The sequence below is a fragment of the Bradyrhizobium yuanmingense genome (assembly GCF_900094575.1).
Classification (GTDB): domain Bacteria; phylum Pseudomonadota; class Alphaproteobacteria; order Rhizobiales; family Xanthobacteraceae; genus Bradyrhizobium; species Bradyrhizobium yuanmingense.
The window spans coordinates 195,323-210,310 of record NZ_FMAE01000004.1; the positions used below are offsets into that span (position 1 = coordinate 195,323).

A 14,988-nucleotide genomic window follows, 5' to 3' on the forward strand; every position below is an offset into this window, starting at 1 on the left:
AGATGGCGCGTGGCTTATCTCGCCGCGCAGGCATGAGGCCGCCGCACCAAACCAGCGGGCGTGCCGCCAGTCAATCGGAAGTTTGTTGATAGTTAAGGGGAATAGGGCCGCAACTATACGGAGTTAGCCGCCGGTGACGCTCATGTGCCTGGAGACGCTGGGCCGGTCGTGGCGGCGGTCGATGATGAAATCGTGGCCCTTGGGCTTCAGCCCGATGGCGCGGTCGATCGCATCCGCAAGCAATAGATCGTCGCTCGATGCACGCAGAGGTTTGCGCAAATCGGAGGCATCCTCATGGCCGAGGCAGGTGTGCAGCGTTCCGGTGCAGGTGATGCGTACCCGATTACAGGATTCGCAGAAATTATGGGTCATCGGCGTGATGAAGCCGAGCTTGCCGCCGGTCTCGGCGACGCCGACATAGCGGGCCGGACCGCCGGTGCTCTCGGCCAGATCCGTCAGCGTGAACTGCTGGGCGAGGCGGGCGCGCACCAGCGACAGCGGCAGATATTGGTCAATGCGGCCCGATCCGATCTCGCCCATCGGCATCACCTCGATCAGCGTCAGGCCCATGCCCTTGCCGTGGGCCCAGCGCATCAGCGAAGGCAGCTCGTCCTCGTTGAGGTTCTTCAGCGCCACGGCGTTGATCTTCACGGCGAGCCCTGCGGCGCGCGCGGCCTCGATGCCCTCCAGCACCTTGTCGATCTCGCCCCAGCGGGTGATCTCGCGAAACTTCTTGGGATCGAGGGTGTCGAGCGAGACGTTGATGCGGCGGACGCCGCAATCGGCGAGCTCCCGCGCGTGCTTCGCAAGCTGGGTGCCGTTGGTGGTCAGCGTCAGCTCGCTCAACGCGCCGCTCGACAGATGCCGCGACAACGAGCGCACCAGCGACATCACATTGCGGCGGACCAAGGGCTCGCCGCCGGTGAGGCGCAGCTTCTTCACGCCCTTGGCGATGAAGGCCGTACAGAGCCGATCGAGCTCCTCCAGCGTCAGCAGGTCCGCCTTGGGCAGGAACGTCATGTCTTCGGACATACAGTAGAAGCAGCGCAGGTCGCAGCGGTCGGTGACGGAGACGCGCAAGTAGGTGATGGTCCGCCCGAACGGATCGGTCATCGGGGTCGACAATGCGGCGGATCCGGTCATGCGAGAGGCCTTCACTTATGGCGACGGGCGCACCTTTGCTGCAGCGGTGCGGTCGACGCAATCTAAGCATCGGACGCGGCAAGGACAATCGGGTGGTATACGTGAGTGCAGCACTGACGCATGTGACCCCCTCGGCGCGGGATTTCGGCTCGTTCGGTGCGGCTCGCAGCTGGGTTCCGCGTACGACCGGCAACGCCCGCGGCGCCGGTGAAGTCAGCCCTCTATGCATCCATTCGGGATGTGAGGCGGCGAAAATGGCAATCCTATCAAAGCGTTGCTGTGTTGCTTGCCGTCATCAGGCTGATCGCGGCCGCCGGCAGATCGCGCATGTGGTGGATCAGGCGGTCCGGCTTCAGCTCGGCGATCGGCACGTCGGTGTAGCCGAAGCTGACCCCGATCACCGGCACGCCGGCCCGCCGGGCGACGCCGACATCGGTTCCGGCGTCGCCGACCATGATGCTGGCCTTCACCTCGCCGCCGGCCCGGGCCACGGTCTCGCGAAGAATGGTCGGATCGGGCTTCTGGACGCCAAAGGTGTCCGCGCCGCAGATCGCCGCGAAGCGGCGGCTGAGGTCGAGCTGGTCCAGCAGGCGCTTCGACAGCCATTCCAGCTTGTTGGTGCAGACCGCGAGGCGATGGCCCTGGGCGGCAAACTGGTCCAGCGCGGCCTCGAGACCCTCGAAGGGGCGGGATTCCACCGCGATATGGTCGGCATAGTACGCGATGAAATCCGCAGTCATCCGGTCCATGTCCGCGGGCGTGACGGTGCGGCCCTCCGCTTCCAGCCCCCGCTCGATCAGCTTGCGGGCACCGGCGCCGATCATGTTGCGGGCCGAGGCCATCGGCACCGGCGGCAGGCCTTCGCGGTCGAGCACGTAATTGAGGGCCGTGATCAGGTCGGGTGCCGTATCCACCAGCGTGCCGTCGAGATCGAAGACGATGGTGTGAGGGGAAGTCGTCTTGAAGAAGGTCATGATTTCCAAGCGCTACCGGCCTGGTCCTATCCGCGCAAGGGGCGGGCCCATAAGATCACCTTATAGGCCTGTTCCCAGACCCTGTTCCAGGCCCTGTTCTCCTGGGAAAAACGAGGCTACATAGGCGCCCGAAACCGGCCGGAATCGGCCGCATGTTCGAGACTTCACAAGGCAGGCGCACACGTGACCATGGACCAGTTGAAGCGGCAGGCTGCGGCGCGTGCGCTGGAGGAGGTGCGCGACGGCATGCAGCTCGGGCTCGGCACCGGCTCGACCGCCAAGCACTTCGTCGAGCTGCTCGGCGAACGCGTTGCCGCCGGGCTCAAGGTGATCGGCGTGCCGACCTCCGAGGCGACGCGGGCCGATGCGGAACGCTGCGGCGTCAAGCTGACGACGCTGGACGAGATCGACCATCTCGACCTCACGATCGACGGCGCCGACGAGATCGATCCCGAGCTCAATCTGATCAAGGGCGGCGGCGGCGCGCTGTTGCGCGAGAAGATCGTGGCGGCCGCCTCGGACCGCATGATCGTGATTGCCGACGACAGCAAATGGGTGCCGACGCTCGGCAAGTTTCCGCTGCCGATCGAGGTCATCCCATTCGGGCTCGGTGCGACGCGCCGCGCGATCGAAAAGGCATTTGCCGAATGCGGCGTTTCCGGGCAAATGGCGGTCCGCAAGGCCAAGGACGGGGACAAGGACGGCCACGTTTTCGTCACCGATGGCGGCCACTGGATCGTCGATGCCCAGCTCGGACGTATTACGGATCCCCCCGGTCTCGCCAAGGCGTTGAGCGCCATTCCCGGTGTGGTCGAGCACGGGCTGTTCATCGGCTTGGCCAGCTCGGCCGTTCTGGCGGGCGGCGGCGGAATCCGCGTGATTGAACGGCGCAAGCCGAAAGGAGACCAGGAATGAAGAACGTGTTGAAAATCTTGCCGGCTGCGGCTCTCGCTGCGGGATTGGCCCTTTCGGCCGCCCCGGTCGCCGCGCAGCAGGCGGGCCAGAAGGCTCCCGCGGCGCCGGCCCTGCCGAAGGCGTCGCCCGCGGCGATTGCGGCAGCGAAGGAAATTCTGCAGATCAAGAACGCCGCCGGGATGTATGCGGGCGCCGTGCCGGGCATGGTCGAGAAGACCAAGGGCGCGCTGATCCAGCAGAACCTGAATTACCAGAAGGACCTCAACGAGGTCGCCCCGATCGTGGCCCAGCAGCTCAACGGCCGCCAGAGCGAGATCGGCGAAGGCATGGCGCAGATTTATGCCAGCGAGTTCACCGAGCAGGAGCTGAAGGACCTCGTCACCTTCTACAAGTCGCCGCTGGGCAAGAAGCTGATCGATGCCGAGCCGCGCGCGATCGGGCAGAGCATGGCGTTCATGAACAGCTGGGCCCAGAACTTCTCGGAAACCGTGATGGGCGCCTTCCGTGCCGAGATGCGCAAGCGTGGCAAGGAGATCTGAGCGCACCTCTGAAAGCTCGTTCCTGATAAGGGGTCGGAGTGGATAATGGCTGATTTCGACGTCGACCTCTTCGTCATTGGTGGCGGCTCGGGCGGCGTCCGTGCCGCCCGCATCGCGGCCGGCTACGGCGCCCGCGTCATGATCGCGGAAGAGTACCGCATGGGCGGCACCTGCGTGATCCGCGGCTGTGTGCCGAAGAAGCTGTTCGTGATCGGCTCGCACGTCCGTCACGAGCTCGAGGACGCCGCCGGCTTCGGCTGGACCGTGCCGCCCGCCAGCTTCGACTGGCCGACGCTGATCGCCAACAAGGACAAGGAGATCGCGCGGCTGGAGGCGGCCTACACCGCCAACGTCGAGAAATCAGGCGCGCAGATCGTCAAGAGCCGCGCGGTGATCGAGGACAAGCACACCGTCCGCCTGCTCGAGAACGACAGGAAGGTCACGGCGAAGTACATCCTGATCGCCACCGGCGGCGCGCCCAACCATGGCGCGGCGATCCCCGGCATCGAGCACGTGATCTCCTCCAACGAGGCGTTTCATCTTGCGAGGCTGCCGAAGCGGATCGTGATCCAGGGCGGCGGCTATATCGCGCTGGAATTCGCCGGCATCTTCGCCGGCTTCGGCTCCGATGTGACGGTAATCTATCGCGGCGACAACATTCTGCGCGGCTTCGACGAGGATGTCCGGACCCATGTCCGCGCCGAGATGGAGAAGCAGGGCATCACCATCCTCACCGGCTGCACCGTGACCAAGGTCGACCGCCACGGCGAGGACTTCACCACGCATCTGTCGAACGGCTCGAGCCTCGCCTCCGACCAAGTGATGTTCGCGATCGGCCGCCATCCGAACGTCGCCAATCTCGGCCTGGAGAATGCGGGCGTCGCCATCAATCCCGCCAACGGCGGCATCGCGGTCGACCATTTCTCCAAGAGCTCGGTCGACAGCATCTATGCCATCGGCGACGTCACCCACCGCTTCAACCTGACGCCGGTCGCGATCCGGGAGGGCCATGCCTTCGCCGACACGGTGTTCGGCGAGCGCGAGGTGCGGGTCGACCACGCCAATATCCCGACGGCCGTGTTCTCGCAGCCGGAGGTCGGCACTGTCGGCCTGACGGAAACCGAGGCGCGCGCGCAATTCAGCCACGTCGACATCTACAAGACGACGTTCCGGCCCATCAAGGCGACGATGTCCGGCCGCGACACCCGCGTGCTGATGAAGCTCGTGGTCGACGGCGCGACCGACCGCGTGCTCGGCTGTCACATCGTCGGCGATGCCGCCGCCGAGATCACGCAAGCCGTCGCGATCGCGGTGAAGATGAAGGCAACCAAGGCCGATTTCGACGCGACCATCGCGCTGCATCCGACCGCGGCCGAAGAGCTCGTCACCATGCGCACCCCGACCGCACGGCACGTGCGGCAGGCGGCGGAGTAGGGCGGGGGCACGAGCACACTCAACCGAATAAGTTGGTGCGCGCTTACCCTCTCCCCTTGCGGGAGAGGGTGGATCGCCGCGGAGCGGCGAGACGGGTGAGGGGTCTCTCTCCTCACGAACAGTGTTACGAGCTGAGAGAACCCCTCATCCGGCGCTTCGCGCCACCTTCTCCCACAAGGGGAGAAGGGAAGAAGACCCTAGCTGCGAGCCGCCTAGCCGTACAGATATCCGACCGGTTTGCCCTCGGTGCGCAGGGGACGCACGTCCTTTTGCGTGATGATCTGACCGGCGAGGCCGTCGATCTCGTCGCGCTGCGTCGCCGTCCAGCTGCGCAGCTCGTTCATGCCCTTGAGCAGGCCGAGGCGGAGGACCTGCGTGTTTTCGCCGAGACCCGTGAGGCTGATGGAACCCTTCCCCGCCGTCACCACGTCGCCGGCAGAGAGTTCAAAGCTCTCGCCGGACTTTCTCTTGAACTCCGCCATGCCGCGAATGACGCGATAGATCACGACCTCGCCCTTGGCAAAGCGGGTCGCGTCCGCCGCGGCAGACGTGCTCTTCGGCAAGAGCGCGTGGCCACGCGGGTCGGTCGCGATGATGTGGCCGGTGACGAGATGCCCGCTCGGAATCTCGATGCCGATGTCGCGTACGTAAACCGGCATCGCCGATCTGACAGAACCATCGGTGAGCGGCTTGAACAGTGCGTCGAGCGCCAGGGGATCCTGAAGCCAGAAGCCGGCATCGGCCGGGCGGTCATGCAGCGGATGGCTCCAGGCCACGCGCGGCGTTTCGTCCTCATTGATCTGATCCGGACCGACAATGGTCGGGTTCGGAAAGGTGGTGGGATCGGTGATGAAGGCTTCGAGAAACTTGCCGGAATAGCCCATCGAGATCGGATCGGGCACCACCGTCTGCGGCGTCTTCAAATTCTCTTCGGTCGACAGGCCCGACCACGTGTAGAACAGCTGGCGATGCACGATCGCGCTTTGGAGCATCACCGCGCCCGGGCCGACATTGTACCAGCGGCCGTCATAGTCGAAGGTGAACGCGCCCGAGGTGACCAGCACGAGCTGAAAGCCGCCCGGCGGCAGATGCAAATGGAAGTCGGTGGGGCCGGTGTCGGCCCGATAGATCGGCAGATTGGTGGCGACCTCGTGCAGCAGGAAGGTTTCGTTGTTGGCGTGGAAGCCTTCGTTGGCGCGGTTGTAGAGCGCCTGCGGCCGGTAGGTCGCCTCGAAATTCGCATTCTTGTCGCGATCGATCGCCACGAAGTCCTGATCGTTGAGGCGCAGCCGGGCGCCGTTCGGATGGGTGAGACCGGTGAATTTGATGTCTCCGGCAGCATGCACGTTCATGGCATTCTCCGATCTGAGGCCATTCATCCCGGAAGCCGAGCGCACGTGACTGGCCGCTCCTCATCTGGCCGGGCAGGGACTTGGCCTGATGCAGTCTTGCGAATTTCAGGCCAGCCGGAGCGCAATGCGGCGCGCTGGTCCGCCGGCTGCACGCGACGCGCAAATAATCGAGATTGCACCTGAGGTTAGACAATGGGTGGCGCCGAACTCGCCCGACTTCTCCGGACAAGCGTCAGTGGGCGCAGCGGCTTGTCTTGTCTAATTTGTCGGCATGCCCTGCAAAAGCGCATGCAGCCGGCCCCCGCGACGGGCGCCCGGCACGGTTCAGTCGAATGATCGCGGAAGCGCCGGCTCGGGCTTGCCGGACGGGCTGCCTGCCCATTTCGCCATGTCCATGGCGCGCGCGTCGAAGCCTTCGCACCAGAGGCAGCTCGGCTCCGTGTGGCCGTGGGCCGTCAGCATCGGCACAAGCGCATGGCCGCAGCCGGGGCAGGGTGTGGTGCGGTTCATGCGCTTCTCCACGATCTCCGCAATTCAGGAATGGCATTTTCGTCGCGCAAGCTTGCGGGGGCGCTATGACGGCGCAGAAGCGCTGCGTTGGATAAGCGCGCTCGTTCCCGACAGCGTAGATGTAGCGATCCATTGTGACACGGCTGCGATGTCGTCGCCGCTGTCGCGATAGGCGCGAAGCTGGAATTCCGCCGAGCTGCCGCGCGCGACGATGGTACGGCAGTGTTCGATCTCGGCGGAGCAGTTCAGCGCGGCTGCGTCCTCCGCAATGTCGTCGATCACCCCGGTGAGCAGCTCCGAGATCGTCACCGGCCCGTCCGTGGAGGCGAAGATGCAGTCGGTGCCGTAGCGCTGGGCGCGCCATTTGTTCTCGACCGCGATCGCGCGCTCGACCGCAGTGACCTCCCGGGACAGCTGAGGGCGCAGATAGAGATGCCGCGTCAGGCAGCGGTAGAGCGAGGCGATGGCAACCGCGTCGTCGACGAAGGTGCAGGTGTCGGGCGCGCGAAGCTCCAGCGTCGGATGCTTCATGGAGGGGCGCATTGCCCACCAGATGTGGCTTTCGTCCGGGATCACGCCGGAGCGCTGCAACGCGCCGACATAAGCGTCGAAATCCTGCTTGCCTTCGAACAATTCGGGCAGGCCGGTGCGCGGCAGCTCGGAATAAGCCGCGAGGCGGTAGCCCTTCAATCCGGTCTTGTGCGAATTCCAGAACGGCGAGGACGTCGACAGCGCGATGAACAGCGGCAGATGCGGCAGCATGGCCCGCATCACCGCCATGCGCTTCTCGGGATCCGGCAGCTGCACGTGCACATGCATGCCGCACATCATGTTGCGGTGGCCGATGCTGCGCAGATCCTCGATCATCTCCTCGTAGCGCGGTTTCGGGCTGGGCTGCGACATGCGCCAGACTGCGCTCGGGTGCGTGCCGCAGGCCATGATCACGAAGCCGTATTGCGCAGCGACGTTCGCGACCTCGCGTCGCAGGAAGCGCAGCTCCTCGCGCGCGTCGTTCACGTCGACATGAACGTTGGTTGCGACCTCGAGCTGCGATTGCAGCATCTCGCGCATGGCCTGGCCGCCGGTCGACCAGTTTGCCGATTCGAACAGCTCGTTGGGCGTGCGGATCGCGACCTCGAAGCTGCGGCGGTCAGCGAGGAAGTATTCCTCCTCGATGCCGAAGGAATATTCCGCCGGATTGCCGCCGCCGCCGGCAGAACGGATGACGACATGCTGCTTGTCCTCGGAGGGGGCAAGACGCAGCAGCTTTGAAACGTCTGAAGCAAATGTCATTGGCCACCGGCGCGGTCACTACCTGCGGGCGATAATCCGTCTGATTGTGGCCGGTTCCGCACCCAATGTACTGGAAATTGCAAGGTCGAACGGAACAATTTTGACGGCTTCGGACGCTCGCGCGATCAGGGCGTGGTTCGGCGGGACTTCCGCCCAGTCCGATTCCTTATCGAACGGCTCGGAGACGACGATGACTTGCCCGCCGTCCTCGCGGAAGTAGAGCGTGTTCGCGGCATCGTTCACCGAGACCCGAAATGCGTAGAGGTCGCGGCCGTTGGCAATCGCGCTGGTAAAGCGCAGCCGTTCGCGAGCCCGCCTTCATTGACGAATCCGATGAGGGATTGCAGCACGGACTGTGTCGCGCCGAGCGGATCGTGCTCGAGACCGGCCCCCATCATGGCCAGGAACACGGCTTCCGAATCCGTCGTGCCCAGCCGCGACGGATAGTAGGCATCGGGAATCAGCGCCTCGACTCTGCGCCGCAGCCGATTCCAGCTCCCGACGAACCCGTTGTGCATGAACATCCAGTGCCCGCAGGCAAAGGGGTGACAATTCTGCCGCGTCACGGCCGTGCCGGTTGCGGCACGCACATGAGCGAAGAACAGATGCGAGTGCAGATGCCGGCAGAGGTAGCGCAGGTTTTCGTCCGACCACGCCGGGCGCGTCTCGCGATAAAGGCCCGGCTCGGGGTGCTCGCCATACCAGCCGAGACCAAAGCCGTCTCCGTTCGAGCCCGCCGTGGACTGAAGCGAGCGGATGCTCTGCGCAATCAGCGAATGCTCGGGTTCGGTGACATAAGGCTCGAACGAGGTGGTTTCGCCCCGGTATGCGATCCAGCGGCACATGCGGGTTCCTGCCAGGCGGTTTGATGCGTCGCGAGGTGCATCAACACCTGTCACGGACGCATGGTTCCAGCTGCGAAAGGGTTGCATGACCGATCCCGCAACGCCGAACGGATGCGGCGGCTGGTCGCAGCCGGTCCGCCTTGATTCCGACAGGCGTACCTATAATTCTGAAGCGAACAAGAATCCGGGCCCCTCTGGCGAGGACGTCGACGTTCGTCGGCAAACCTCGCGATGTCGGATGACCAGTCCCGCGCGAATGCGATGGATCGGCCGATTGTCGGGCCCCCTGTTTCGTTTTCTCCGACCATTCGTCCCCATCGCAGCTCCGTGCGGCTATTTCGCAAGTTAAGGGAGCTACGATGTCCGGAACCAAGTCCTCAAATTCGATCGAGATCACGGAACCGTCCAGCCTGAATGAGCAGGCCGCGGCGGCCGTGGTGATCGTGGGCGCCCTGGTAGCGGTTGCTGACCGGCGCGTCTCACCCGTCGAACGCGACGAGGTGATCCGTTTCATCAGAGACCGCAAGCTGGCGCCGCACATCGGCGACGAACGGCTCCGTGCGATGTTCGACGAACTCGCCGAACGGCTCGAAGAGCCGGATTTTGCCAACGTCGTGATCGATACGCTGCGACCGGTTTCGAACCTGCCGCTGTCGTCGCATCTGGTGGAGCTGTCGGAGCGCGTTGCTGCCGCAGACGAGGACGTACATCCCCACGAAGTCCAGGCGATTAAATTGTTGCGCTTGCTGACGCTGGTGCTGCCGCGCGCGAAGCCGGTCGGGGCGAGTGCGCCGGGCCCCAAGCTGCACGCCGCCTCGAAGGGGTAAGCATGAGCACGATTTCGAACGAGCGCGCCAGGCAAACCGAGGGGAACACCGAGCAGATCGCTGGTGGAGACCCGCGCCTGGCCAAGCTCGTCGACCGCCTGCCGCCGCGCATGAGCGACACCCTGACCTATCTGCTCAAGCCGTCCAGCCGCTGGGTCAGGATCCCCTCGGGCACGCTGCTGGTCGTCGGCGGTGTGCTCTCCATCCTCCCGGTGCTCGGCGTCTGGATGCTGCCGCTCGGCCTTGCTCTGCTCGCCGAGGACGTGCCTGCGCTGCGCTCCTCCCGTTCAAAAGTCTTCGACTGGATCGAGCGGCGCAAGCCGCATTGGCTCGATCCGTCTGCCTCTAGGAATGATCAATCATGACTGAACTCATCACCGCCGAAGCGCTGTCCGCGCTGTTTCAAGTCATCCTGATCGATCTCGTGCTCGCCGGCGACAATGCCGTCGTCATCGGCCTTGCGGCTGCCGGCCTGCCGGCCGAGCAGCGCCGCCGCGCCATCATCGTCGGTATCGCCGCTGCCACCGCACTGCGTATCGCCTTCGCCGGCGTTGCGACCCAGCTTCTGCAAGTGATCGGCCTTCTGCTCGCCGGCGGCGTGTTGCTGCTCTGGGTCTGCTGGAAGATGTGGCGCGAGCTGCGCGAGCAGGCCGCGCATTCGAAAGAACTCGCATTCGATAGTAACGGCGCAGGTGCTGCGCCGGTACAGCAGCCGGTAACGCAGAAGACTTTCGGCCAAGCGGCGGTGCAGATCGTCGCCGCCGACGTGTCGATGTCGCTCGACAACGTGCTCGCGGTCGCGGGCGCCGCGCGGGAGCATCCCTACATCCTGGCCTTCGGCCTGCTCTTGTCGGTTGGGATGATGGGCGTTGCCGCGGATCTGCTTGGCCGTTTGCTCCAGAAGCAGCGCTGGGTGGCCTATGTCGGCCTCGCCATCATCCTTTACGTCTCGTTTGAGATGATCTATCGCGGCACGCTGGAACTTGCACCGGTGATTGCGAGTCTCTGAGGCGACAATCTACCGCAGTCCGGAGTGATCAATGACGTCTGAACCCAAAGCACCTTCGGCGCGGGCCGCGCCGTTGCCGCCGGTCGGCCTGCTTCCGAAGCTGATCTTCGGCTCGCGCTGGCTGCAGCTGCCGCTCTATGTTGGCCTCATTGTCGCCCAGTCCGTCTATGTGCTGTTGTTCCTGAAGGAGCTCTGGCACCTCGTCTTGCATTCGTTCGACGCCAGCGAGCAGCAGATCATGCTGGTCGTGCTCGGGCTGATCGACGTCGTCATGATCTCGAACCTTCTGATCATGGTAATCGTGGGTGGATACGAGACCTTCGTTTCCCGGCTGAACCTCAGCGGCCATCCGGACGAGCCGGAATGGCTCGGTCACGTCAATGCCAGCGTGCTCAAGATCAAGCTCGCAATGGCGATCATCGGCATCTCCTCGATCTCGCTGCTCAGGACCTTCATCGAGGCCGGCAATCTCGGCACGACCCGCAGCAATTTCACCGAGAGCGGGGTAATGTGGCAGGTGCTGATTCATATGACCTTCATCGTCTCGGCGGTCGGCATCGCCTGGGTCGACCGCCTCAGCGAGAGCGGCCATCGCAAGGCGGCCGAGCACGGCTGATAAGCTGGCCGCCCGATACCTCCCGAGCGGCCAATCCTGGAGCCCGCCTGATCGTCCGGTTGGGCGGGCTCTCTTTCGAGATCGATAAAATTGTCTGCAATCGGTTCAGTGCCGGCAAACGCTGCCGACAAGAAGCCGGGCGCCTTAAACCAGGCCTTTGGAACCGATCTGCATCCTGCCCGCAAAGGGCAGGGCATCGGGCATGACAATTCTCAGGGAGATCGTCGCAGCGGTCGCGGGAGTCTACGCGCTCCTGCTGGTCTGTGACGCATTGTTCGGCGTCGGCGAGGCGCGCTTCGACGACGCTTATTACCGCGCAAGCTTCTACGCACCGCGGCCGGAGGAGTTTCGGTTCGCGAGCGACACGCCGCCGGCGGTGCGCGTCAGCGACGCCTTCGCGCAGTTCGCACCTAGCGACGCCAAGCCGAACCGGCGCTACTCGTCGCTGACGACGATCATCCGCTAGTGGATGATGAGGCGGGGGGTCGGGCGGCTAGCTCCGCTATACCTCTCCCTTCGGGAGAGGTGAAGAGCCTCATTCCCCCTGAATCCATTCCGCGACGCCGCGCCACAGCGTGTCGCGGTGCTCGGGGCGGAAGAAGCCGAAATGGCCTATTCCCTTGGCGCCGACGTCGGACGGTTTGACCATCAGCACCTCCGGCTTGATCGCAGTGAATCCGCTCGCGAGCAACTCGACCGCGGGCCGCGTCGCCCAGGGATCGTCGGAGAAGCATAGGGAGCGCAGCTCGCCCTTGAACCTGGCGAAGTTCTCGAGTGCCGGCAGCTTTGAATCGAACAGATAGCGCGGGCTCGAGACCCATTCGGTCCATTGCAGGAAGACGCCCTTGGGCAAATCCTCGCCGACGCCGGCCCAGCCCGGTGCGTAACCGAGTGCATGGACCAGCGGCACGCCGACAAAATTCATGAAGGCGTAGACCCGGTATTTTTCCGGCGAGGTCATCAACCGCCATGTCGCGGCCTGCGAGGCCACCAAGGCCGCGCGCGAGATCTCGCTGTTGTTCGCGATCAGCCCGAGCGCCTGGCCGCCGAAGGAATGGCCGATATAGGCGAGCGGCAGGGCATGATAGCGCTCGCGCATCCAACTGACCGCGGCGGTGACGTCGAGCGCGGCCCAGTCCGACATCGAGGCCTTGAAGCCGACCAGCGATTTCGGCTGGTTGTAGCCGACCATCGCCGGCAGGCGGGAATCGCCGATGCCGCGATAATCGTAGGTCAGCACCGCGCAGCCGCGATGGGCGAGGTAGGAGGCAAAGCCCCGATAGATCTTTCGCGGCACGGCGGTCGCCGAATTGATCAGGACGGCATGGCGCTTGGCGCTGCGCGGCAGGAACAGGGTGCCGGTCAGGGCATAGCCGTCGGCTGCCGGGAAGCTGATCTCGTCGATGAAAACGTCATCCAGTGCCGCGCCCATGGCGGTCGGTGTCCTGTCGGATTCCTCAAGCCTGCCCAAGCAAATGCGAATTCGGCTTTGGCCGCAAGGGTTTGCGCTGCGAAATGGATTTACAACTGGCGGGGCGTGGCCGGCCTGTGTATAAGGCGGCCCTCGCAACCCCTAGATCAGGTTGTGGTTTTTGCTTCACGGAGAGATTGCGATGTCCGAGCGGTGGACGCCCGAGTCCTGGCGCAGCAAGCCGGTGCTACAGGTGCCCGAATATCCCGACGCCAGGGCTTTGGCCGACGTCGAGGCGCAGCTTGCGACCTTTCCGCCGCTGGTGTTCGCAGGCGAGGCGCGCAATCTGAAGAAGGCCTTGGGCCGCGTTGCGGCCGGCGAGGCCTTCCTGCTGCAGGGCGGCGACTGCGCCGAGAGCTTCGCCGAGCACGGCGCCAACAACATTCGCGACTTCTTCCGCGTGCTGCTGCAGATGGCGGTGGTGCTGACCTATGCCGGCGCGGTGCCGGTGGTGAAGGTCGGCCGCATCGCCGGCCAGTTCGCGAAACCGCGCTCGTCGGCGACCGAGAAGGTGAATGGCGTCGAGCTGCCGAGCTATCGCGGCGACATCGTCAACGACATCGCCTTCACCAGCGAAGCGCGCATTCCCGATCCGCAGCGCCAGCTGATGGCCTATCGCCAGTCCGCCGCGACGCTGAACCTGCTCCGCGCGTTCGCCACCGGCGGCTTCGCCAATCTCGGCAGCGTGCATCAATGGATGCTGGGTTTCCTCAAGGATAGCCCGCAGTCACGCCGCTACAAGGAGCTGGCCGACCGCATCTCGGACGCGCTCAACTTCATGCGCGCCTGCGGCCTCGACCTCGAGAGCCATCCGGAGCTGCGTGCCACCGATTTCTACACCAGCCATGAGGCGCTGCTGCTCGGCTACGAGCAGGCCATGACCCGCGTCGATTCCACCACCGGCGACTGGTACGCGACCTCGGGCCACATGATCTGGATCGGCGACCGCACCCGCCAGCTCGATCACGGCCATGTCGAATATTTCCGCGGCATCAAGAATCCGATCGGGCTGAAGTGCGGCCCCTCGCTCAAGGTGGACGAGCTGCTGAAGCTGATCGACGTGCTCAATCCCGACAACGAGCCGGGCCGGCTGACGCTGATCGGCCGCTTCGGCTCCGACAAGATCGGCGAGCATCTGCCGAACATGGTCCGTGCCGTGAAGCGCGAGGGCCGGGTGGTGGTCTGGTCCTGCGATCCCATGCACGGCAACACCATCACCTCGACGTCCGGCTACAAGACTCGCCCGTTCGACCGCATCCTGTCCGAGGTCAAGTCGTTCTTCGCGGTCCACGCCGCCGAGGGCACCCATGCCGGCGGCGTGCATCTGGAGATGACCGGCCAGGACGTCACCGAATGTCTCGGCGGCGCCCGCGCGATCACGGATGAGGATCTCAACGATCGCTACCACACGGTCTGCGATCCCCGCCTCAACGCCGAGCAATCCATCGATATGGCCTTCCTGGTCGCGGAGCTGCTCAAGCAGGAGCGCGCCGGCAAGGCTCAGCCGATTCCGGCCGCAGCGGGGCTGTAAGACCTTGCTGCGGATCTGGAAGGCCACGATCAATTCCCGCAACGGGCTGGCCTTTGCGTTCCGGTCGGAGCAGGCGGTCCGCGAGGAGATCTTTGCGCTGCTGCTGTCGGTGCCGCTCGCCTGGTTCATCGGCGCCACCGCGATGCGCGCGGTCGAATTGGTGTGCTCTGTCGCTTTCGTGCTGACGGTCGAGTTGCTCAATACCGCGATCGAGAAGCTCGCCGACCGGCTGACCTTGGATCACGACAAGCAGATCGGCCGAGTCAAGGACATGGGCTCGGCCGCGGTTGGCGTTGCGCTCTTGATGACCGGCGCGTTCTGGATCATTGCCATCATCGAGCGATTGGGGTTCCTCTAGAGCGCGGAGACAATCCATTGCGCGTGGGTGTCCGAGGTCCCTTCACCTCTCCCCAACGGGGAGAGGTCGATTTGTGTCTCGCGATGCGGAGCATCGTCGAGCTCAAATCGGGTGAGGGGGCTCAGCTCCCACGAGACACCGTAACCCCTCACCCGAATTGCATCTCCGACG

The 14,988-nt window shown here is 64.6% G+C and carries 16 protein-coding genes and 1 pseudogene; 10 read left to right on the forward strand and 7 right to left on the reverse strand.

Annotated features, from left to right (window positions below; all coding sequences use genetic code 11):
• Positions 1–123: 123 nt before the first annotated feature.
• Positions 124–1,143: a GTP 3',8-cyclase MoaA gene (moaA, locus tag GA0061099_RS14395; protein WP_036001562.1), complete on the reverse strand. Its 1,020-nt coding sequence runs from the start codon at positions 1,141–1,143 to the stop codon at positions 124–126.
• Positions 1,144–1,409: 266 nt separating this feature from the next.
• Positions 1,410–2,117, reverse strand: coding sequence for an HAD family hydrolase (locus GA0061099_RS14400; RefSeq protein WP_074447936.1), 708 nt, complete (start codon positions 2,115–2,117; stop codon positions 1,410–1,412).
• A gap of 183 nt (positions 2,118–2,300) precedes the next feature.
• On the opposite strand from GA0061099_RS14400, the gene rpiA reads away from it, so the two are divergent.
• Genes rpiA through gor form a run of 3 tightly spaced genes read left to right on the forward strand, consistent with a single transcriptional unit; the run spans position 2,301 to position 5,005 of the window.
• Positions 2,301–3,032, forward strand: coding sequence for a ribose-5-phosphate isomerase RpiA (gene rpiA / locus GA0061099_RS14405; protein ID WP_036022230.1), 732 nt, complete (start codon positions 2,301–2,303; stop codon positions 3,030–3,032).
• Positions 3,029–3,571, forward strand: a complete 543-nt coding sequence (locus GA0061099_RS14410; protein ID WP_036022233.1) for a DUF2059 domain-containing protein — start codon at positions 3,029–3,031, stop codon at positions 3,569–3,571. The genes rpiA and GA0061099_RS14410 overlap by 4 nt, the downstream gene beginning before the upstream one ends.
• Positions 3,572–3,616: 45 nt before the next feature.
• A complete protein-coding gene (gene gor, locus GA0061099_RS14415) occupies positions 3,617–5,005 on the forward strand; it encodes a glutathione-disulfide reductase (protein WP_036022235.1) in 1,389 nt (462 codons plus the stop codon).
• Between the two features lie 212 nt (positions 5,006–5,217).
• Here the strand turns inward: gor and GA0061099_RS14420 are convergent, their stop codons facing one another.
• From GA0061099_RS14420 to GA0061099_RS14435, 4 genes and pseudogenes are all read right to left on the reverse strand, one after another.
• Entirely contained in the window at positions 5,218–6,357 is a 1,140-nt protein-coding gene (locus GA0061099_RS14420; protein WP_036022237.1) for a hypothetical protein, read from the reverse strand.
• 324 nt (positions 6,358–6,681) lie between these two features.
• Positions 6,682–6,867 carry a hypothetical protein gene (locus tag GA0061099_RS14425; RefSeq protein WP_036022282.1) on the reverse strand — a complete coding sequence of 62 codons (186 nt, stop codon included), beginning with the start codon at positions 6,865–6,867 and terminating at the stop codon, positions 6,682–6,684.
• Positions 6,868–6,930: 63 nt separating this feature from the next.
• Positions 6,931–8,160 carry a carboxylate-amine ligase gene (locus GA0061099_RS14430; protein WP_036022239.1) on the reverse strand — a complete coding sequence of 410 codons (1,230 nt, stop codon included), beginning with the start codon at positions 8,158–8,160 and terminating at the stop codon, positions 6,931–6,933.
• Positions 8,161–8,178: 18 nt separating this feature from the next.
• Positions 8,179–9,005 (reverse strand): annotated as a pseudogene (locus GA0061099_RS14435) (class II glutamine amidotransferase).
• A gap of 359 nt (positions 9,006–9,364) precedes the next feature.
• On the opposite strand from GA0061099_RS14435, the gene GA0061099_RS14440 reads away from it, so the two are divergent.
• From GA0061099_RS14440 to GA0061099_RS14460, 5 genes are all read left to right on the forward strand, one after another.
• Positions 9,365–9,832, forward strand: a complete 468-nt coding sequence (locus tag GA0061099_RS14440; RefSeq protein ID WP_036022243.1) for a tellurite resistance TerB family protein — start codon at positions 9,365–9,367, stop codon at positions 9,830–9,832.
• 2 nt (positions 9,833–9,834) lie between these two features.
• Entirely contained in the window at positions 9,835–10,197 is a 363-nt protein-coding gene (locus GA0061099_RS14445) for a hypothetical protein (protein ID WP_036022245.1), read from the forward strand.
• Positions 10,194–10,841 (forward strand): TerC family protein, encoded by a 648-nt coding sequence (locus GA0061099_RS14450; protein WP_036022248.1) that lies wholly within the window; start codon positions 10,194–10,196, stop codon positions 10,839–10,841. Before GA0061099_RS14445 ends, GA0061099_RS14450 begins: the two co-directional genes overlap by 4 nt.
• A gap of 31 nt (positions 10,842–10,872) precedes the next feature.
• A complete protein-coding gene (locus tag GA0061099_RS14455; protein WP_036022249.1) occupies positions 10,873–11,457 on the forward strand; it encodes a TIGR00645 family protein in 585 nt (194 codons plus the stop codon).
• 202 nt (positions 11,458–11,659) lie between these two features.
• A complete protein-coding gene (locus GA0061099_RS14460; protein ID WP_036022250.1) occupies positions 11,660–11,923 on the forward strand; it encodes a hypothetical protein in 264 nt (87 codons plus the stop codon).
• 69 nt (positions 11,924–11,992) lie between these two features.
• On the opposite strand, the gene GA0061099_RS14465 is transcribed toward GA0061099_RS14460, so the two are convergent.
• Positions 11,993–12,889, reverse strand: coding sequence for an alpha/beta hydrolase family protein (locus GA0061099_RS14465; RefSeq protein WP_036022252.1), 897 nt, complete (start codon positions 12,887–12,889; stop codon positions 11,993–11,995).
• A 181-nt stretch (positions 12,890–13,070) separates the two neighbouring features.
• Here GA0061099_RS14465 and GA0061099_RS14470 point away from each other — a divergent pair, with 181 nt between their 5' ends.
• Together GA0061099_RS14470 and GA0061099_RS14475 are read left to right on the forward strand one after the other, a co-directional pair.
• Positions 13,071–14,459 carry a class II 3-deoxy-7-phosphoheptulonate synthase gene (locus tag GA0061099_RS14470; RefSeq protein WP_036022257.1) on the forward strand — a complete coding sequence of 463 codons (1,389 nt, stop codon included), beginning with the start codon at positions 13,071–13,073 and terminating at the stop codon, positions 14,457–14,459.
• 4 nt (positions 14,460–14,463) lie between these two features.
• Entirely contained in the window at positions 14,464–14,817 is a 354-nt protein-coding gene (locus tag GA0061099_RS14475) for a diacylglycerol kinase (RefSeq protein WP_036001513.1), read from the forward strand.
• The last annotated feature ends 171 nt before the right edge of the window (positions 14,818–14,988 follow it).